Origin of the sequence: Streptomyces sp. BR123, assembly GCF_013401435.1 — a bacterium.
In the GTDB taxonomy this organism is placed as follows: domain Bacteria; phylum Actinomycetota; class Actinomycetes; order Streptomycetales; family Streptomycetaceae; genus Streptomyces.
Genome location: NZ_JACBGN010000123.1, coordinates 1 through 19768, shown reverse-complemented (window position 1 = coordinate 19768; position 19768 = coordinate 1). Strand labels below are relative to the sequence as shown.

Sequence of the window (19768 nt, the reverse complement as noted above, 5' to 3'; positions counted from 1 at the left end):
GACGGGAGGGGTCCATGGCGCCGTCCAGGACCAGCCGGCCGACCCGGCCGGGGAAGAGGTCCGCGTACGTCGCCCCGAGGAAGGTGCCGTAGGAGGCGCCGACGTACGCCAGCTTCTCGTCGCCCAGCACCGCGCGGAGCATGTCCATGTCGCGGGCGGCGTCGACGGTGGAGACGTGCGGCAGGACCCGCCGCGAGCGCTCCTGGCAGCCGGCCGCGAACTCCTTGAACGACGCCACGAGCGCGGCCCGCTCCGCGGCGTCGTCGGGGGTCTGGTCGACCTGCGTGTACGCGTCCATGGCCGGGCCGGTCAGGCACTCGACGGGGCTGCTGCGGTCCACCCCGCGCGGGTCGAAGGAGACCATGTCGTAGCGGGCGCGGACCTGCTCCGGGTAGCCGATGCCCGCGTACGCCTGGAGGTAGCCGATGCCGGAGCCGCCGGGGCCGCCCGGGTTGACCACGAGCGAGCCGAGCCGTTTGCCCGGCCCGGTGGCGGGGCGGCGGGCCACCGCGATCTCGATGTCCTGCCCGGAGTCGGGGCGGGAGTAGTCCAGCGGGGCCTTCATGGTGGCGCACTGGAATCCGGGGACACCGCAGTCGCGCCAGTTCAGCTTCTGCTCGTAGTACGGGCGCAGGGCGGCCGGGACGGCGGTCGGCCGGGCCGACGGCCCGGTGCCCCGGGTGGTGGCGGACGCGGCGGCCCGGGAGCCCGCCGAGCCGTCCGAGGTGCAGCCGGAGAGCAGCAGCCCGGCGGCGGCGATCACGGTTCCGGTTGTGCGCAGCAGGCGACTGGTGTCCATCCCCGGAGCCTACGTCGTGCCGGGCCGGTCGGCCGGGTGGCAGCCCATCCGGCCGCCTCCGGGCTCCCCGTGGCCGCCCCGTCCCGGCGGGGCGTGCCCATCCCCGCCGGGTCGCCCGTACGGGTGAACGGTCAACCGGGGTGTCAGCCGGCGCGCAGGGCCATCGTCATCGCCTCGACCGCGAGGAGCGGGGCCACGTTGCGGTCGAGGGCCTCGCGGCAGGCACTGATCGCCTCGATCCGGCGGAGGGTGCGCTCGGGGCCGCCGACGCGGGCGACACGGTCGAGGTCCGCGCGGAGGTCCTCGTTCGCGAGGGCGAGCGGGGAGCCGAGCTGCAGGGCCAGTACGTCCCGGTAGAAGCCGGTGAGGTCGGTCAGCGCCAGGTCGAGGCTGTCGCGCTGGGTGCGGGTGCGGCGGCGCTTCTGCCGGTCCTCCAGCTCCTTCATCACGCCCGCCGTGCCGCGCGGCAGCCGCCCGCTCGTGCCGGCTCCGGCGCCCAGCGCGGCCTTCAGCTCCTCGGTCTCCTTGGCGTCGACCTCCTCCGCGAGGAGCTTGGCGTCCTCGGCGGCGGCGTCTACGAGCTCCTGGGCGGCCTTGAGGCAGCCCCCCACGTCGTCGACCCGGAGCGGGAGCTTCAGCACGGTGGTGCGGCGGGCCCGCGCACCCTCGTCCTGGGCGAGCCTGCGGGCCCGGTCGATGTGCCCCTGCGTGGCGCGCGCGGCGAACGCGGCGACACCGGGCTCGATGCCGTCGCGCCGGACGAGCAGGTCGGCGACGGCGGTCACGGACGGGGTGCGCAGGGTCAGCATCCGGCAGCGGGAGCGGATGGTGGGCAGCACGTCCTCCATCGAGGGCGCGCACAGCAGCCACACGGTGCGCGGAGCGGGCTCCTCCACGGCCTTGAGGAGCACGTTGGCCGCGCCCTCGGTCAGCCGGTCGGAGTCCTCCAGGACGATGACCTGCCAGCGGCCGACGGCCGGGGACAGCTGGGCCCGGCGGACCAGGTCGCGGGTCTCCTTGACGCCGATGGACAGCAGGTCCGTACGGACGACCTCCACATCGGCGTGCGTACCGACCATGGTGGTGTGGCAGCCGTCGCAGAACCCGCAGCCCGGCTCGCCGCCGAGTGCGCGGTCGGGGCTGGTGCACTGCAGGGCGGCGGCGAAGGCGCGGGCGGCGGTGGCCCGCCCGGAGCCGGGCGGGCCGGTGAACAGCCATGCGTGGGTCATCTTCGACGCGGCGGGCGGCTCCTGCCCGGCGCCGACGGCGGTGACCAGGGCGTCCGCGTCACGGGCTGCGGCGGCCAGCTGCGTCTGCACCCGCTCCTGGCCCACCAGCTCGTCCCACACGGGCATCCCGCCCACCGCCTTTCACATGCCGTCCATGCCGACCCATGCCGACCTGCTCTGCCTCGTACCGCGTACCCAGTGTGGCGCCTGCCGCCGACAATCCCTGCCGATCGCGGCAGCGGCCCCGCCCCGTCAGCGGCGGCGGCGCGGGCCTTCCTCGCCGTCCTCCTCGTCCCGGTGGGAGCCCAGCAGTTCGTCCGCCAGGGTCGGCAGGTCGTCCAGCGGGGTCTCTTCCGCCCAGGAGGGGCGCGGCCGGGCGGGGCGGCCCTCGCCGTCGAAGACCGGGAGCTCGCGGGTCACCTCGTCACCGGCGTCCCGGAAGATGCCCGGCGGCACGCGGTCGGCCGGATCCTCCTCGGGGCGCCGGGCCGTCGGCCGCACGGCGGAGTACGCCTGCCGCCCGGACGGCGCCGACGCCCGGTTCTCCGCCCCGCCCCTGCGGGAGTCCGAGCCGGAAGGACCGGACGTACCGGAAGGGCGTACGGGCGGCAGTACGGCCGTCTCGTCCGCAGCCGCGGGCGCGTCCACGGCGGGCAGTACGGAGGTCTCCGCCGCCGGGTCGGCCTTCGGCATCGGCACGGTCTGGGTCACGTCGTCCGGCCGGACGACCCGCTTGTCCACCGGGGTCCGGACCGGCGGGGCGACCAGCGGGGTCTCGACCGTCACCGCGTCGTCCGCATGCGGCTCCTTGCGCATGGAAACCTTCGGGGCGGGCGCGGGCTCAGCCGGGTCGGCCTGCGGGGCTCGTGCGGCTGCCGCCGCCGCGGCTGCCGCCGCCTGGGCCTCCGCCTGCCGGCGAGCCTCCTCGGCCTTCAGCAGGGCTTCCTCGGCCCGCCGCTGCTTCTCCCGGCGCCGCTCGTCGGCCTCGGCGCGCAGCCGGGCCTCCTCTTCCGCCTGCAGGCGCAGCCGCTCCTGCTCCGCCGCGCGGGCCTTCTCCTCGGCCTCCGCGCGCCGCCGCTCGGCCTCGGCCCGGGCACGGGCCTCCTCCTCGGCCTGCAGCCGCTCCTCCTCGGCCCTGCGGCGGGCCTCCTCCTCGGCGATCCGGCGGGCCTCGGCGGCCTCTTCCTCGGCCTTGCGCCGGGCCTCCTCGGCCTCGCGGGCCTTGCGGGCCTCCTCCTCGGCCCGCAGCCGCTCCTCCTCGGCCTTGCGCGCCGCCTCTTCCTCGGCCTTGCGGCGGGCCTCTTCCTCGGCCTTGCGCCGGGCCTCGGCCTGGGCGGCCCGCTCGGCCTCCGACAGCGGCAGCATGCGGTCCAGGCGGTGCCGGACGACGGTGGCCACCGACTCCGGGTCCTGCCCCGCGTCGACCACCAGGTAGCGGCCGGGGTCGGCGGCGGCGAGGGTCAGGAAGCCGGAGCGGACCCGCTGGTGGAACTCGGCGGGCTCCGACTCCAGCCGGTCGGGCGCCTCCGTGAACCGCTCGCGCGCGGTCTCCGGGGACACGTCGAGCAGCACGGTCAGGTTCGGTACGAGTCCGTCGGTCGCCCAGCGCGAGATCCGGGCGATCTCGGTCGGCGACAGGTCTCGGCCGGCGCCCTGGTAGGCGACCGAGGAGTCGATGTAGCGGTCGGAGATGACGACCGCGCCGCGCTCCAGGGCGGGGCGGACCACCGAGTCGACGTGCTCGGCCCGGTCGGCTGCGTACAGCAGGGCCTCGGCCCGGTTGGACAGCCCGGCCGAGGAAACGTCGAGGAGGATCGCCCGCAGCCGCTTGCCGATCGGGGTGGCGCCCGGCTCGCGTGTCACGACGACCTCGTGGCCCTTGCCGCGGATCCACTCGGCCAGGGCCTGGACCTGGGTCGACTTGCCGGCGCCGTCGCCGCCCTCCAGGGCGATGAAGAAGCCGGTGGCGGACGGCGCCTGGTCGGGCTCCCCGCCGCGCAGCGCCTCGCGCACGTCGCGGCGCAGCGGTACGCCGGCGCGGTCATCGGCCTTGGCGAGCACCACGACGGCGGCAGGCAGCAGCAGCGCGCCGACGATCATCAGGGTGTACGCGGCGCCGCCGTACGCGAAGACGAGGCCCGCGAAGGCCAGCCGGTGAGGGCCGATCCCCGCGGCCACCACGGGGGCGAGGACGGCGCCGAGCGCCACCGCAACCCGCACGACGGCCTGCAGGTGCTCGGTGACCCGGGCCCGGCGGAACTCCTCGGTCTCCTGGTCGAGCAGGGTGTGCCCGGTGTTGGCGGCCACGCCCGCGGCGAGGCCGGCGAGCAGCGACAGGAACACCACGGTCGCCAGGTCCGTGACCAGGCCGGCCAACAGCAGTGCGGTGCCGGTCGCGGCGATCGCGAGGGCCAGGAGCCGGCGCCGGGACAGGGTGGGCAGCACCTTGCCGGACTGGGTGGCGCGGATGCCGGCGCCGGTGCCGCCGAGCAGGCCGAGGACGAGCAGGGCGAAGGTGGCCGGGCCGCCGCCCAGGTCGAAGGCGTGCAGCACGGCCACGGCCGCGGCGCAGGCCACCGCCCCTGCGACCGCGGCGCAGGCCAGGACGAACAGCGGGATCGCCCCCGTACGGCCCTTGTCGGGCCGGTCCCCCGCCTTCGGGGCGCGCAGGCCTTCCAGCGGGGACCGCGGGCGCGCCGTCTTCCCGGCGGGCAGGATCAGCGGCAGCAGCAGGGACAGCGACGCGGCGAAGAGGCCCGCCGCCACGTACGAGCCGAGGGCGGCCTGGTTCGCGGCGAACCAGTCGACGCCGAGGCCGAGGACCTTGCCGACCAGTGTCGCGGCGAGCAGCGCGCCCGCGGCGGCGGGCATCGTGGCGAACGTCGTGCGCAGCGTCAGCCGGCGCAGGGCGTCGAGGTGGTCGGGCAGCGGCCGTACGGTCGCGCCCTCCGGCGGCGCCTCGGGCAGCAGGGCGGGGGCGGCGCTGTCCTTGGCCACGGTCCACAGCCGCTCGGCGGCGCCGGCGACGAAGACGGTGGCCAGCAGCGCGGTCAGCGCGTGCGCCGGGATCCAGTCGAGCCAGAGCGGGGCGACGACGAACAGGCCGATCCGGACCCCGTCGGCCCCGACCATCGTCCAGCGGCGGTCCAGCGTGCCGCCGGGGGCGGTGAGCTTGGCGAGCGGGCCGAGCAGGACCGCGCCGAAGAGCAGGGTGGCGAGGATCCGGACCCCGAACACGGCGGCCACGGCCAGGGCCCAGCCGCGGTAGCCGGTGCCGAAGGTGCCCTGGGAGACGGCCGCCTGGAAGGCGAGCACGACCAGGACCAGCAGGGCCAGGGCATCGCCGATGCCGCTGACCAGCTGGGCGCTCCACAGGCGGCGCAGCCTGGGGGTGCGCAGCAGGGCACGCAGCGCCCGCTCGCGGGAATCCGCGGCGAGGGCTTCGTCGTAGGAAGGGTTCGGGGGGGCGGTCACGCCAGTCGGCTGTTCGGCTCGCGTCATCCGCCCAGCCTATCCGCTGCGCTCGGCGGGTGCGGAGGGCTGTGGACAACCCCGGGGGCGGGGCCCCGGGGCGGCCCCGCGCCCCTCGCGGCCGAGGCCCGGGGCCCGGGACCCGCCGTTGTCGGCCGGTGCAGGCCGACTCGGGCTGCCCGCGCAGTTCCCCGCGCCCCTGACGGGGCACTCACACCGCCGGCCCCGTACCGGCCGGCTCCGGTTGCCCGCGCAGTTCCCCGCGCCCCTGACGGGGCACTCACACCGCCGGCCCCGTACCGACCGGCTCCGGTTTGCCCGCGTCCCTGGTGGGGCTAGGACTCCGTGGGCGGGGTGGCTGCCGTCTTCTTGGCGGCCGTCTTCTTGGCTGCCGTCGTCTTCTTGGCTGCCGTCGTCTTCTTGGCCGTTGTCGTCTTCTTGGCCGCCGTCTTCTTCGCGGCGGCCGTCTTCGTGGCCGTCGCCTTCTTCGCCGGCGCCTTCTTCGCCGGTGCCTTCTTCGCCGTCTTCTTGGCCGGGCCCTTCGCGCGCTTCTCCGCGAGCAGCTCGTAGCCCCGCTCCGGCGTGATCGTCTCGACGTCGTCGTCCCGCCGCAGCGTCGCGTTCGTCTCGCCGTCCGTCACGTACGGGCCGAAGCGGCCGTCCTTCACCACCACCGGGCGCTCGCTCACCGGGTCCGTGCCCAGTTCCTTCAGCGGCGGCTTGGCAGCCGCGCGACCCCGCTGCTTCGGCTGGGCGTAGATCGCCAGTGCCTCGTCCAGCGTGATCGTGAAGAGCTGGTCCTCGGTCTCCAGGGAGCGGCTGTCCGTGCCCTTCTTCAGGTACGGGCCGTAGCGGCCGTTCTGCGCCGTGATCTCCACACCTTCGGCGTCGGCGCCCACGACCCGCGGCAGCGACATCAGCCTCAGCGCGTCGTCGAGGGTCACCGTGTCCAGCGACATCGACTTGAAGAGCGACGCCGTGCGCGCCTTGACCGCGTTCTTGCCGGTCTTCGGCGTGCCCTCGGGCAGGATCTCCGTCACGTACGGCCCGTAGCGGCCGTCCTTGGCGACGATCTCGTTCCCGCTGACGGGGTCCTTGCCGAGCTGGAACTCGCCGCTCGGCTTGGCGAAGAGTTCCTCGGCGTACGCGACCGTCAGCTCGTCCGGAGCCAGGTCGTCCGGCACGTCGGCCCGCTGGTGGCCCTCGGCGTCCTTCTCGCCCCGCTCCACGTACGGCCCGTACCGGCCCACGCGCAGCACGATGCCCTCGCCGACGGGGAAGGAGGAGATCTCCCGGGCGTCGATCGCGCCCAGGTCCGTGACCAGCTCCTTCAGCCCGCCGAGGTGGTCGCCGTCGACCGGCCCGGCCTGGGCGGCTTCGCCCTCCTGGCCGAAGTAGAACCGCTTGAGCCACGGCACGGCCTGGGCCTCGCCGCGCGCGATGCGGTCGAGGTCGTCCTCCATCTTGGCCGTGAAGTCGTAGTCGACGAGCCGGCCGAAGTGCTTCTCCAGGAGGTTGACCACGGCGAACGACAGGAAGGACGGCACGAGGGCCGTGCCCTTCTTGAAGACGTAGCCGCGGTCGAGGATCGTGCCGATGATCGACGCGTACGTCGACGGGCGGCCGATCTCCCGCTCCTCCAGCTCCTTGACCAGCGAGGCCTCGGTGTAGCGGGCCGGCGGCTTGGTCGCGTGGCCGTCGGCCGTGATCTCGTCGGCGGCCAGCGCGTCGCCCTCGGCGACCTGCGGGAGGCGCCGCTCGCGGTCGTCGAGCTCGGCGTTCGGGTCGTCCGCGCCCTCGACGTACGCCTTCATGAAGCCGTGGAAGGTGATCGTCTTGCCGGAGGCGGTGAACTCGGCGTCCCGGCCGTCGGCGGCCACGCCACCGATCTTGACGGTGACCGAGTTGCCGGTCGCGTCCTTCATCTGGGAGGCAACGGTCCGCTTCCAGATCAGCTCGTACAGGCGGAACTGGTCGCCGGTCAGAGCGGTCTCGGCGGGAGTGCGGAAACGATCACCCGAAGGACGGATCGCCTCGTGCGCCTCCTGGGCGTTCTTGACCTTCCCGGCGTAGACGCGGGCCTTCTCCGGCAGGTAGTCGGCCCCGTAGAGCTGCGTGACCTGCGCCCGGGCGGCCGCGACCGCGGTGTCCGAGAGCGTCGTGGAGTCCGTACGCATGTAGGTGATGAAGCCGTTCTCGTACAGCTTCTGCGCCACCTGCATGCACGCCTTGGCGCCGAGGCCCAGCTTGCGCGAGGCCTCCTGCTGCAGCGTCGTCGTACGGAAGGGGGCGTACGGGGACCGGCGGTACGGCTTGGACTCGACCGAGCGGACGGCGAACGAGCTGTCCGCGAGGGCGGCGGCCAGGGCCCGCGCGTTCGCCTCGTCGAGGTGCAGCACGTCGCTCTTCAGCTGCCCGTTCGCGCCGAAGTCGCGGCCCTGGGCGATCCGCCTGCCGTCGACGGTGTTCAGCCGCGCGACGAGCGTCGAGGGGTCGGAGGAGTCGCCGACCCGGCCCGTGGTGAAGGTACCGGTCAGGTCCCAGTACTCGGCGGAGCGGAAGGCGATGCGCTCGCGCTCGCGCTCTACGACGAGACGGGTGGCGACGGACTGGACGCGGCCCGCCGACAGCTTCGGCATGACCTTCTTCCACAGGACCGGCGAGACCTCGTAGCCGTAGAGGCGGTCGAGGATACGGCGGGTCTCCTGGGCGTCGACCATGCGCTGGTTCAGCTCGCGCGGGTTGGCGACGGCCTCGCGGATCGCGTCCTTGGTGATCTCGTGGAAGACCATCCGGTGGACGGGGACCTTGGGCTTGAGGACTTCCTGGAGGTGCCACGCGATGGCCTCGCCCTCGCGGTCCTCATCGGTGGCGAGGAAGAGCTCGTCGGACTCGGCCAGCAGGTCCTTGAGCTTCTTGACCTGTGCCTTCTTGTCCGCGTTGACGACGTAGATCGGCTGGAAGTCGTGCTCGACGTCCACGCCGAGGCGGCGGACCTCGCCCGTGTACTTGTCGGGGACCTCGGCGGCGCCGTTCGGGAGGTCGCGGATGTGCCCGACGCTCGCCTCGACGACGTATCCCGGGCCGAGGTAGCCCTTGATCGTCTTCGCCTTGGCAGGGGACTCGACGATGACGAGTCGGCGGCCGCCCTGTGCGGTCTCGCTAGTCGGGGACAACTTGGCTCTTCTCTCCGGTCGGCACTCGGTCGCAGTACGGCGACGCTGCGGAGTGTGACGGTACAACCCGCCCCCGTGTCAAACGGCACAAGCCCGCAACGGCCACTCGAACGGTAACCCGACAAGTGCCATTCCTGCCGCCCGGATACCCCGCCGGACCCGTCCCGATCACTGGCCCGAGTGGCCACGGGGCCGTCTGGCCGCGGGCGCGCACCCCGCCTGACGTCCGGTTTCCTCCGTCGGCCCGCGTCGGCGCGAATCGGCCGGCAATCGGCGGGGCCGGCCGTCCGGAATCCCGGCAGTGCCGGGCGGTGTCGGGCTCGCGGATGTGTTCGCCGACTCCCCGGATTCAGAGCCGCGTGAGGCACCACACGCCGAGGGCCACCGCCGTCGCGCCGCCGAGCAGGGCCAGCGGTACGGCCACAGCGGGGCGCACGTCCTCGGCCACCGGCGCGCCACGGCGGGCACGCGCCCCCGTCCAGCCCAGCAGAGCCGTTCCGAACAGCAGGAAAACGGCTGCCGCGAAGATCGCCGGACCGCGTTCCATGCCGTTCCCCCTCGATGCCGGGCCGCCGTGGGCCTCGGGCCGTGAGCCGGGCCCGCTCGGGCTCGGGGCTCCCCCGCAATCCCCCCGGGTATCCCGGGGAGCCCCGGCCGGCCTCGTACCCGGGAGCCTGCCAGCCGCGGGAGAACAGCGGGCGAACCGCGGGTTACATCACAGCTGCGACTCCGACGGCACACGCAGGCCCGGTCGGCACACGCAGCCCCGTCGACCCGCGGCGACTCCGACAGCCCGCCGCGACTCCGACGGCCCACGGCGACTCCGGCGACCCGCCGCGCCTCCCACGGCCCGCTCCGACGGCCCGCTCCGGCGACCCGCGGCGACTCCGACGGCCCGCCGCGGCAAACGCACCGGCTCAGCGGTCGGCGACCGGCTCCAGGAAGCCCTGCTCGACCAGCATCCGGATCGCTTCGGGCGTCCTGTCCCGGAGCAGGACCGGGTCCTCCTGCACCAGCTGCGCGATCGCGTCCAGGATCCGGCCCGCGGTGAGCGAGCCGTCGCACACGCCGGCGAAGCCCGCGCCGACCGTGTCCACCGTCGTGGCGCGCCGCATGCCGCGGTTCTGGCGGAGCACGACGTGCTCCGGGTCTTCCGCGCCGGGCGGGCCGACCTGCTCCTGGACGACCTCCTCGACCAGCACGAAGCGGCCGTTCAGCAGGGCCGCGTCGTCGTGTTCGCGCAGGTAGTCCTGGCGGGCGAAGTGGGCGAGGACGGCGTCGCCGAGCGGCTGCTCCACCGCGTGGGGCCATTCCTCGATCACGATCGACGGCTCGGCCGCGTCGGTGCGGCGCAGGGTGATCCAGCCGAAGCCGACCGCCTTGGTCTTGCCGGCCTCGAACTCGTCGAGCCAGTCCTCGTACCGCTGCGCGTACGCGGCGGGTTCGGTGCGGTGGTCCCCCGCGTCGCGCAGCCACAGCTCCGCGTACTGGGTGACGTCCTGCACGTCACGCTGCACGATCCACGCGTCGCAGCCGCGCGGCACCCAGGAGCGGAGCCGGTCGCGCCAGTCCTCTCCCTGCACGTGCTGCCAGTTCCCGAGGAACTGGGCGTACCCGCCCGGATTGAGGTGGGCGCCCGCCTGCTGGACCAGGGTCCGGCACAGGTCGTCGCCGCTCATGCCGCCGTCCCGGTACGTCAGCCGCGCGCCGGGGGAGATCACGAACGGCGGGTTGGAGACGATCAGGTCGTACGTGGCATCGCCGACCGGCTCGAACAGCGATCCGCGGAGCAGCTCGGCCTCCGGCGCCCCGGACAGCGCCAGCGTCAGCCGGGTGATGCCCAGGGCCCGGGGGTTGACGTCGGTGGCGGTGACCCGGGTGGCGTGCCGGGCGGCGTGCAGGGCCTGGATGCCGGAGCCGGTGCCGAGGTCGAGGGCGTCGGCGACCGGGGTGCGCACGGTGATCCCGGCCAGGGTGGTGGAGGCGCCGCCGACGCCGAGGACCACGTCTGTGCCTTGCTGACGCCCCCGGCTGCCGATCCCGCCGGCCCCGCCGACGGCGCAGCCGAGGTCGGAGACGATGAACCAGTCCTCGCCGTCCGGGCCCCCGTACGGGCGGATGTCGACGGTGGCGTGCACCTCGTCGCCCTCGCGGCGCAGCCAGCCGTCGGCCAGCGCCACCTCGACGGGCAGCGCCTCCGCCGCGTGCACGTACGGCTCCGGCTGCTGCAGCAGGAACAGCCGCACCAGGCTCGCGAGCGGGCCGGTGCCCCGGCTTCGGGTGGCGCGCAGGGCAGGGACCGTCTCGCTGCGGGCCAGCGCGGCATAGGCGGGGGCGCCGAGCAGCTCCAGCACGCCGTCGGCGGTGAAGCCGGCGGAGAGCAGGGCCGCGCGGAGCTCGGCGGCGCGGTCGGGCGTGGGGAGGCTGGTGGTACTCACCCGTCCATTGTGTCGGCTGACACGGCGGATCCGTGCGCCGCACCGGCCACGGCGCGGCCGCAGGGGCTCACTTGGCGGGCGTCACGACATCTTGCAGCCCTTCTGGCCGGCGATCGCCTTCTTCAGGTCGCCCGCCGTGACCTTCGCGTACGCCTCCTTGCTGCCCTTGTTGGCCTCCGCGATGGCGGCGGAGAGCTGGCCGAGGCCATCGGCGAACTTGGTCTGGTCCTTGGGGTCGAGCGCGTCGATCTTCGTCTTCAGGTCGGCGTAGGCCTTGGACGCGGCCTCGAAACCCTGGACCGCCGCGGTCTGGGTCGCCTGGCCGTCCTTGGTCGGCGGGGTCCCCGCCGACGACAGGGCGGCACTCATCGCCTTGTACGCGTCGGACTGGACCTGGAAGGCCGCCGAGTCGGTCTTCTGCACCTCGTCCGGCTTGCTCGTCGTACCGGACACGCGCTTCATGTCGGCACTGGCCGCCTTGACCTTCTGCAGCTCGGGCGCCCACTGGTCGCAGACCTTCTTGGCCCACGCGTTGGCCTTCTCGTCGCCGTCGTCACCGCCGCAGCCGGACAGCACGAGCATCAGCACCGCACCGCCGGACACCGCGGACGCAAACTTCTTGTTCACCGGATCGGTCCCTTCCAAGGCTCTCGGCCCGGAAGATACACGGCCCTCATCCGGCCACGCGGAACGGCGGGCGGACGGCGCGTCAGTCCGCGCCGCCCGCCCGCCGTCCGGAGGTGCCTTCGAACCCCGGGGAAACGGGCCGTGTCAGGACACGACCGCGGGGTCGGCCGGCTGCTGCGCGACCCGCTCGGCCCCCGTGCCGTCGCCGCCGTCGCCGACCGCGATGCCGCGCCGCTTGGAGACGTACACGGCGACGACGATGACGGTGATGGCGACGGCCGCGACGATCGCGCGGACGGTCGGGCTGGTGTCGGCGCCGTAGCTGAACTGGACGACGGCCGGCGCGATCAGCAGCGCCACCAGGTTCATGACCTTGAGCAGCGGGTTGATCGCGGGGCCGGCGGTGTCCTTGAACGGGTCGCCGACGGTGTCGCCGATGACGGTCGCGGCGTGGGCGTCGCTGCCCTTGCCGCCGTGGTGGCCGTCCTCGACGAGCTTCTTGGCGTTGTCCCACGCACCGCCGGAATTGGCGAGGAAGACGGCCATCAGCGTGCCGCAGCCGATGGCGCCCGCGAGGTACGCGCCGAGGGCGCCGACGCCGAGGACGAAGCCGACCGCGATCGGTGCCATGACGGCGAGCAGGCCGGGGGTGGCGAGCTCGCGGAGCGCGTCCTTGGTGCAGATGTCCACGACGCGGCCGTACTCGGGCTTCTCGGTGTAGTCCATGATCCCGGGGTGCTCGCGGAACTGGCGGCGCACCTCGTAGACCACGGCGCCCGCGGAGCGGGACACCGCGTTGATGGCGAGGCCGGAGAACAGGAAGACCACCGCCGCGCCGAGGACCAGCCCGACGAGGTTGTTGGGCTGGGCGATGTCGAGGCTGAGGTTCATCTCCCCGGCCTTGGCTCCGACCTCCTTGACCGCGGTGGAGATGGCGTCGTTGTACGAGCCGAACAGCGCGGCGGCGGCGAGCACGGCCGTGGCGATGGCGATGCCCTTGGTGATGGCCTTGGTGGTGTTGCCGACGGCGTCGAGGTCGGTCAGGACCTGTGCGCCGGCGCCCTCGACGTCGCCGGACATCTCGGCGATGCCCTGGGCGTTGTCGGAGACGGGCCCGAAGGTGTCCATGGCGACGATCACGCCGACGGTGGTGAGCAGGCCGGTGCCGGCCAGGGCCACCGCGAAGAGCGCGAGCATGATGGAGGTGCCGCCGAGCAGGAAGGCCCCGTAGACGCCGAGGCCGATGAGCAGCGCCGTGTAGACGGCGGACTCCAGGCCTACGGAGATGCCGGCGAGGACGACGGTGGCGGGACCGGTCAGGGCGGACTTGCCGATGTCCCGGACGGGACGGCGGTTGGTCTCGGTGAAGTAGCCCGTGAGCTGCTGGATCAGGGCGGCGAGCACGATGCCGATGGCGACGGCGACGAGGGCGAGGACCCGCGGGTCGCCGGAGTGCTGCGTGATCGCCGTGTTCTCGACGCCGACGAGCTCCTGGTACGTGGCCGGCAGGTAGGCGTAGACGGCGATGGCGACGAGCACCAGGGAGATCACGGCGGAGATGAAGAAGCCGCGGTTGATGGCGGCCATGCCGCTGCGGTCGGAGCGGCGCGGGGAGACCGCGAAGATGCCGATCATGGCGGTGATGACGCCGATGGCGGGAACGATGAGGGGGAAGGCCAGGCCCAGGTCGCCGAAGGCGGCCTTGCCGAGGATGAGGGCGGCCACGAGGGTGACGGCGTACGACTCGAAGAGGTCGGCCGCCATGCCGGCGCAGTCGCCGACGTTGTCGCCCACGTTGTCGGCGATGGTCGCGGCATTGCGCGGGTCGTCCTCCGGAATGCCCTGCTCGACCTTGCCGACCAGGTCGGCGCCGACGTCGGCGGCCTTGGTGAAGATGCCGCCGCCGACGCGCATGAACATCGCGATCAGAGCGGCGCCGAGGCCGAAGCCCTCCAGGACCTTGGGGGCGTCGGCCGCGTAGACCAGGACGACGCAGGAGGCGCCGAGGAGGCCGAGGCCGACGGTGAACATGCCGACGACCCCGCCGGTGCGGAACGCGATCCGCATGGCCTTGTGGGAGACGTCGGTGATGTCCTTGGCGGGCTCCCCGTCGGCGGGGGTGGCCTCGCGGGCGGCGGCGGCGACGCGGACGTTGGCGCGGACCGCGAGGCGCATGCCGATGTAGCCGGTGGTCGCCGAGAAGAGGGCGCCGACGAGGAAGAACGCGGAGCGTCCCGCGCGCTGCGTCCAGTCGTCGGCGGGCAGCAGGAACAGCAGGAAGAACACGACGACGGCGAAGATGCCGAGGGTGCGCAGTTGCCGGCCCAGGTAGGCGTTGGCGCCTTCCTGCACGGCGGCGGCGATCTTCTTCATGCTGTCGGTTCCCTCGTCGGCGGACAGGACCTGGCGGACCAGGATCTGCGCGACGACGAGTGCGGCAATTGCCACGGCCGCGATCACCATAACGATGAGCCGATTGTCATCGGTGAGTACCGCGGCGGCCAGAGCGGCTGTGCCGTCCGGCGCTTCAGGGGTGAAGAGCCCCGTCATTCGTCCTCCTTGACGTGATGAGCTCAAGATGTGGACGGATTGTAGGGAGCTGGTCCCGAGCAAAACAGTGCGCGGGAAACGGAATTGGCCTGCTCTCGCTCCCCACCAATAGATCGTGACACTCCATTACCCCCGAAAGAGGTAATGGGTCAAAGGCATTGACACATGGTCACGGATCCGGGAATTGCACGCGGGCATGAAAAAGGCCCTGCTCAGCAGGGCCTTGAATAAGATCGAATAATACGCCGGGGCCGGCGGGGCTACGAGAGTTCGGGGCTCGCCGAAACGGGCCAGCTCATCCGGATGGTTCCGCCCCGCTCACTGCTCGTCACCTCGACGTCGTCGACGAGCCCGCTGATGACCGCGAGCCCCATCTCGTCCTCGGTGTCCGCATCCGGGTCCAGGGCGGCCTCAAGTCCGGGCACGGTGTCTCCCGGGCCTCCGCCCGGCCCGGGGACCTCGTCGCCGACCTCGATGGAGAACAGCTTCTCCTCCTCGGTCAGGACGACCCGTACGGGCGCGGTCAGCCCGTTGCTGAGGTGCAGGCCGACGGCACGCGAGCAGGCCTCGCCCACCGCGAGGCGGACCTCGTCGAGCACGGCCTCCTCCACGCCGGCCCGCCGCGCCACCGCGGCCGCGACCAGGCGGGCCGTCCGGACGTGCTCGGGCTGGGCGCTGAAGCGGAGTTCAACGATGGCCATTGCGTCCCCCTCGGACTACGGGCGTGCCTTACAGGGGCCCGGGCCGTCCAGCGGCCCGCGCCCCCGCTCCTCTTCGGCTCCCTCCCCGGGCGCCACCGCGGGCCGCACCGGGGCGGAACTCGTCAGTCGGTGGCGGCGACGGCGTCCTCCACCGTCGTGTGGATCGGGAACACCTTGGTCAGGCCGGTGATACGGAAAATCTTCAGGATGCGCTCCTGGTTGCACACCAGGCGCAGCGAGCCCTCGTGCGCCCGGACGCGCTTGAGGCCTCCCACGAGCACACCGAGGCCGGTGGAGTCGAGGAAGTCCACTCGCTCCATGTCGACAACCAGGTGGTAGCTGCCGTCGTTCACCAACTCGACCAACTGCTCGCGCAGCTTGGGCGCGGTATACACATCAATCTCGCCACCGACCTCCACGACCGTGCGGTCGCCGACAGTGCGAGTCGACAGGGACAGGTCCACGGATCCTCCAGCACCTTGCTATCGAGCGGCGCCCCCCAGGGGCCTCCCCACCCGAGAGCGGGGGAGGGATTGGCTGCCGCGATGGCATTCAATCACTTACCGGCAGGCGCGCACGACGCCTTCTGACCATTGTCCCGCACGCCGGTGACACACTCGGTTCCAATGGCCAATACTCACCGTCCCGGTCGCCCCACGGCACCCGAGGACCCGCGACCCGCTCCCGACACGGTTCTGGACCGTCTGTCACGGGGGTCTTTTCGAGCTGCGCGCATCACCCATACGGAGCACTTGCCCCGCCGGGAGGGTCGTCATGCCGTGTGGCCCGACCGCATCCGAACGGATGTAGTGGCCGCGATCCAGGCCGCGGGGATCGAGCACCCGTGGGAACACCAGGCAGCGGCCGCCGAGCACGCCCTGGACGGCGAGTCCGTGGTCGTCGCCACCGGCACCGCGTCGGGCAAGTCGCTGGCCTACCTCGCCCCCGTGCTCTCCGCCCTCGCGGACGGCGCCGAGGCCCCCAACGGAAGGGGCGCGACCGCCCTCTACCTGGCCCCGACCAAGGCACTGGCCGCCGACCAGCGACGCTCCGTACGGGATCTCGCCGCTCCCCTGGGCCACGCGGTCCGGCCCGCCGTCTACGACGGGGACACGCCGGTCGAGGAGCGCGAATGGGTCCGCCAGTACGCGAACTACGTCCTGACCAACCCCGACATGCTGCACCGCGCGATCCTGCCCGCGCACGCCCGCTGGTCCTCCTTCCTGCGCGCCCTGCGCTACGTCGTCGTCGACGAGTGCCACACCTACCGGGGCGTCTTCGGCTCCCACGTGGCACAGGTGCTGCGGCGGCTGCGGCGGCTGTGCGCCCGCTACGGCGCCGAGCCCGTCTTCCTGCTGGCCTCCGCCACCGCGAGCGACCCGGCGGCCGCGGCGAGCCGGCTGACCGGTGTCCCCGTCGTCGAGGTCGCCGACGACGCCTCGCCGCGCGGCGAGGTGGTCTTCGCCCTGTGGGAGCCTCCGCTGACCGACCTGCGGGGCGAGAAGGGCGCGCCGGTGCGCCGCACCGCCACGGCCGAGACCGCCGATCTGCTGACCGACCTGGTCGTCCAGGGGGTCCGTACGGTGGCCTTCGTCCGTTCGCGGCGCGGGGCGGAGCTGATCTCGCTGATCGCCCAGGAACGGCTCGCCGAGGTGGACCGGTCCCTGCCCCGCCGGGTCGCGGCCTACCGGGGCGGCTACCTGCCCGAGGAGCGCCGCGCCCTGGAGCGGGCCCTGCACTCCGGCGAGCTGCTCGGCCTGGCCGCCACCACCGCCCTGGAGCTGGGCGTGGACGTCGCCGGTCTGGACGCCGTCCTGATCACCGGCTACCCGGGGACCCGGGCGTCGCTGTGGCAGCAGGCGGGCCGGGCGGGGCGCGCCGGGCAGGGTGCCCTGGCCGTGCTGATCGCCCGGGACGACCCGCTGGACACCTACCTCGTCCACCATCCGGAGGCCCTGTTCCGCCGGCCGGTGGAGGCCACGGTCCTGGACCCGGACAACCCGTACGTCCTGGCCCCGCACCTGTGCGCGGCCGCCGCCGAGGCACCCCTGACCGAGGACGACCTCGCCCTGTTCGGCCCCGCCGCCACCGGTCTGATGCCGCAGCTGGAGGCGGCGCGGCTGCTGCGCCGTCGGGCCACGGCCTGGCACTGGACCCGGCGGGAGCGGGCGACGGACCTGACCGACATCAGGGGCGGGGGCGGCCGCCCCGTGCAGATCGTCGAGGCCTCCACCGGGCGCCTGCTGGGCACGGTGGACGAGTCCGCGGCGCACACCGCCGTCCACGACGGGGCCGTCCACCTCCACCAGGGCCGTACGTACCTGGTGCAGCGGCTGGACCTGGAGGACTCGGTCGCCCTGGTCGAGGAGGCCAGCCCGCCGTTCTCGACCACTGCCCGCGACACCACCTCCATCTCCGTCCTGCAGACCGAGACCGAGATCCCCTGGGGCGACGCCCGGCTCTGCTACGGCTCGGTGGAGGTCACCAACCAGGTGGTCTCCTATCTCCGCCGCAAGCTGATCACCGGCGAGGTGCTCGGCGAGGCCAAGCTGGACCTGCCCCCGCGCACCCTGCGCACCCGTGCCGTGTGGTGGACCGTGACCGAGGACCAGCTCGACGAGGCCCGGATCGGCCCGGAGATCCTCGGCGGCGCCCTGCACGCCGCCGAGCACGCCTCCATCGGCCTCCTCCCGCTGTTCGCCACCTGCGACCGCTGGGACATCGGCGGGGTCTCCGTCCCGCTGCACCCGGACACCCTCCTGCCGACCGTCTTCGTGTACGACGGCCACCCCGGGGGGGCCGGTTTCGCCGAGCGTGCCTTCCACACGGCCCGGGCCTGGCTGACCGCCACCCGCGACGCCATCGCCGCCTGCGAGTGCGAGGCCGGCTGCCCGTCCTGCATCCAGTCCCCCAAGTGCGGCAACGGCAACGACCCCCTCCACAAGCGCGGCGCCGTCCGCCTGCTGACCCGCCTCCTGTCCGCGGCCGCCTGACGCCCGCCGCCGCCCCGGGCCGCAGCCGTGCCGGGCAACGGAGCCGGGCCGGAACCGATGTCCACCGGCGGTGGACCCTGGCCCGAAACCATGCTTTCCGACGGCGATTTTCGGCCCGACCCGATACCCGCCGCCGGCAGATCCCGGCCCGAACCGGTACCCGCCGCCGACGAGCCCTGACCCGAACCGGTAACCGCCGCCGACGGGCGCCGGTCTGAACCCGCACCTTCCGTGGGCGGCGGCGGGCCGGGGCCGGGGCCGGCCCGGGGCGCGTCCGGTTCGGCGGCTTCCCGCGTCGGGCCGGCCCGGGCGGTGATCCCGGGCCGGAAGGGCCCGGCCGCCGACCGGGCGGCCACCTCGGCCACCTCGCCCATGAGGGCGCACGCGGGCAGGTCGGCGGCCTGGGCCCGGGCCACCCGGCGGGCTGCGGCGCAGGCGGTCTCCGGGCCGTGGGCCCAGGTCGCCGCCGCGGCCAGGGCGGCCAGGTCGGCGGCTGCCGCCGCGCGGTGGCGGGCGAGCACCGCCTGACCGAGCAGGAGCACCCCGCCGAACACCGCCCCCAGCGCGGTCGCCACCAGTGCCGCCCAGACCGTGGCCGACCCCCGGTCTCCCCTCACGGCGGCGGCCCCACGCTGTCCTCGGCCAGGGCCACCGCCTGTGCCCCGAGCCGTACCGGCAGCACGGCCGGTCCCGGCGCCGGCGCCGCCACACGCACCCGCCACAGGTCCCCCTCCCGTTCCAACGCCACCTCGGCCCCGGGCGGAGCGGCCGCCCGGGCCGCCGCCACCGCCTGCTCCGCCGGCTCCGACCGGGCCGCCGCCCGGGCGCCGGCCCGGGCCGCGTCCACACAGCGGATCTGCGCGGCTGCCGCCATCAGCGCCCACACCAGCAGGGCCGCGAACAGCACCAGCGCGGGAATGACCAGCGCCGCCTCCGCCGTCACATATCCCCTGTCGCTTCCCCGCCCTCCGATACGCCGCGGTTTTCCCTCAGAACGGCACATCGAGTGCCTTCCCGATGGTCGACTGGAGTGCCGTGGACACGACGTCGCTCGTCACCACCTTGTACAGAACGGCCGCGAATGCACACGCCGCGATCGTGCCCATGGCGTATTCGGACGTGGACATCCCCGCATCGCCCGCCCGGCCGCCGACCGCCGCACGCAAGCGAAACCAGATGATCCTCATGACAACCTCCCGCTGATATTCGTTCTTGATGTGATCTCAGTTCCGATTTCCACACCGGACGGGTTTCGCGATCTCACGTTCCGGAGAGAAGGCCCGAGGCCATTCCGATCACCACGGGTGCCACTCCGACCGCAAGGAACGCGGGGAGGAAACAGCCCCACCGGTGCGGTGACGAGCACCGCCGCCCGCTGCGCCCGCGCGGTCGCCTGCCGGGCCCGCTCCTCCCGCAGGGCCGTCGCCAGCCGTGCGGCCGGCTCAGCCGCCGGCGCGCCCGTGCGCGCGGCCCGCTCCAGGCACGCGGCGAGCGCCCCCGCGCCCGGTATCCGCGCCAGCCTTCCCCATGCCTCGCCCGGTTCACCGCCGAGCCGCACCTCCGCCCCGGCCAGCGCCAACCGCTCTCCCACCGGGCCTCCCAGCGACTCTCCCACCGCCTCGGCGGCCTCGACCGGCCCGGCCCCGGCCGCGAGGCAGGCGGCCAGCAGATCGGCCGCGAACGGCAGCTGGCGCTCCGCCTCCTGCGCCTCTGCCTCGTCCGGCCGTCTGCCCGGTATCCGGCGGCGCAGCCACCACGTCCCGGAGGCCGCAGCACACCCCGCC

The 19768-nt window shown here is 73.8% G+C and carries 13 protein-coding genes and 2 pseudogenes; 1 reads left to right on the top strand and 14 read right to left on the bottom strand.

Annotated elements, in window-relative coordinates:
• The 10 genes from HYE82_RS19750 to bldG form a co-directional block, all read right to left on the bottom strand.
• Positions 1–799: alpha/beta fold hydrolase (locus tag HYE82_RS19750; RefSeq protein ID WP_179175437.1), on the bottom strand; the 799-nt coding region annotated here is incomplete at its 3' end.
• A 143-nt stretch (positions 800–942) separates the two neighbouring features.
• Positions 943–2154, bottom strand: coding sequence for a DNA polymerase III subunit delta' (locus HYE82_RS19745; RefSeq protein WP_179175436.1), 1212 nt, complete (start codon positions 2152–2154; stop codon positions 943–945).
• A 126-nt stretch (positions 2155–2280) separates the two neighbouring features.
• A complete protein-coding gene (gene tmk, locus HYE82_RS19740) occupies positions 2281–5529 on the bottom strand; it encodes a dTMP kinase (protein WP_179175435.1) in 3249 nt (1082 codons plus the stop codon).
• Positions 5530–5834: 305 nt separating this feature from the next.
• Positions 5835–8675 carry a type I DNA topoisomerase gene (gene topA, locus HYE82_RS19735; protein WP_179175434.1) on the bottom strand — a complete coding sequence of 947 codons (2841 nt, stop codon included), beginning with the start codon at positions 8673–8675 and terminating at the stop codon, positions 5835–5837.
• 349 nt (positions 8676–9024) lie between these two features.
• Positions 9025–9222, bottom strand: a complete 198-nt coding sequence (locus HYE82_RS19730) for a hypothetical protein (protein WP_179175433.1) — start codon at positions 9220–9222, stop codon at positions 9025–9027.
• Between the two features lie 370 nt (positions 9223–9592).
• Entirely contained in the window at positions 9593–11113 is a 1521-nt protein-coding gene (locus tag HYE82_RS19725) for a methyltransferase (protein WP_179175432.1), read from the bottom strand.
• An 81-nt stretch (positions 11114–11194) separates the two neighbouring features.
• Entirely contained in the window at positions 11195–11740 is a 546-nt protein-coding gene (locus HYE82_RS19720; protein ID WP_179175431.1) for a small secreted protein, read from the bottom strand.
• 144 nt (positions 11741–11884) lie between these two features.
• Entirely contained in the window at positions 11885–14290 is a 2406-nt protein-coding gene (locus HYE82_RS19715) for a sodium-translocating pyrophosphatase (RefSeq protein ID WP_179175430.1), read from the bottom strand.
• Positions 14291–14550: 260 nt separating this feature from the next.
• On the bottom strand, positions 14551–14991 hold the full coding sequence (locus HYE82_RS19710) for an ATP-binding protein (protein ID WP_179175429.1): 441 nt from the start codon (positions 14989–14991) through the stop codon (positions 14551–14553).
• 122 nt (positions 14992–15113) lie between these two features.
• Positions 15114–15455: an anti-sigma factor antagonist BldG gene (gene bldG / locus HYE82_RS19705; protein WP_030152678.1), complete on the bottom strand. Its 342-nt coding sequence runs from the start codon at positions 15453–15455 to the stop codon at positions 15114–15116.
• A 162-nt stretch (positions 15456–15617) separates the two neighbouring features.
• On the opposite strand from bldG, the gene HYE82_RS19700 reads away from it, so the two are divergent.
• Positions 15618–17984 (top strand): DEAD/DEAH box helicase, encoded by a 2367-nt coding sequence (locus HYE82_RS19700; protein ID WP_179175428.1) that lies wholly within the window; start codon positions 15618–15620, stop codon positions 17982–17984.
• A 308-nt stretch (positions 17985–18292) separates the two neighbouring features.
• Here the strand turns inward: HYE82_RS19700 and HYE82_RS19695 are convergent.
• The 4 genes and pseudogenes from HYE82_RS19695 to HYE82_RS19680 all read right to left on the bottom strand — a co-directional run.
• Positions 18293–18601: pseudogene (locus HYE82_RS19695) on the bottom strand (Rv3654c family TadE-like protein); the annotation flags it as partial.
• On the bottom strand, positions 18598–18987 hold the full coding sequence (locus HYE82_RS19690) for a TadE family type IV pilus minor pilin (protein WP_179175427.1): 390 nt from the start codon (positions 18985–18987) through the stop codon (positions 18598–18600). The gene HYE82_RS19690 and the pseudogene HYE82_RS19695, both read right to left, overlap by 4 nt.
• Positions 18974–19171, bottom strand: a complete 198-nt coding sequence (locus tag HYE82_RS19685; RefSeq protein ID WP_179175426.1) for a DUF4244 domain-containing protein — start codon at positions 19169–19171, stop codon at positions 18974–18976. The genes HYE82_RS19690 and HYE82_RS19685 overlap by 14 nt, the downstream gene beginning before the upstream one ends.
• Before the next feature lie 73 nt (positions 19172–19244).
• A pseudogene (locus HYE82_RS19680) lies at positions 19245–19768 on the bottom strand (type II secretion system F family protein); the annotation flags it as partial.

Bases quoted from the DNA above. Each gene is read 5' to 3' on its own strand.
- HYE82_RS19745 (WP_179175436.1), bottom strand. From the start codon at position 2,154: ATGCCCGTGTGGGACGAGCTGGTGGGCCAGGAGCGGGTGCAGACGCAG.
- HYE82_RS19690 (WP_179175427.1), bottom strand. From the start codon at position 18,987: ATGTGCCGTTCTGAGGGAAAACCGCGGCGTATCGGAGGGCGGGGAAGC.
- HYE82_RS19715 (WP_179175430.1), bottom strand. From the start codon at position 14,290: ATGACGGGGCTCTTCACCCCTGAAGCGCCGGACGGCACAGCCGCTCTG.
- HYE82_RS19710 (WP_179175429.1), bottom strand. From the start codon at position 14,991: ATGGCCATCGTTGAACTCCGCTTCAGCGCCCAGCCCGAGCACGTCCGG.
- HYE82_RS19730 (WP_179175433.1), bottom strand. From the start codon at position 9,222: ATGGAACGCGGTCCGGCGATCTTCGCGGCAGCCGTTTTCCTGCTGTTC.
- tmk (WP_179175435.1), bottom strand. From the start codon at position 5,529: ATGACGCGAGCCGAACAGCCGACTGGCGTGACCGCCCCCCCGAACCCT.
- HYE82_RS19685 (WP_179175426.1), bottom strand. From the start codon at position 19,171: ATGAGGATCATCTGGTTTCGCTTGCGTGCGGCGGTCGGCGGCCGGGCG.
- HYE82_RS19700 (WP_179175428.1), top strand. From the start codon at position 15,618: ATGGCCAATACTCACCGTCCCGGTCGCCCCACGGCACCCGAGGACCCG.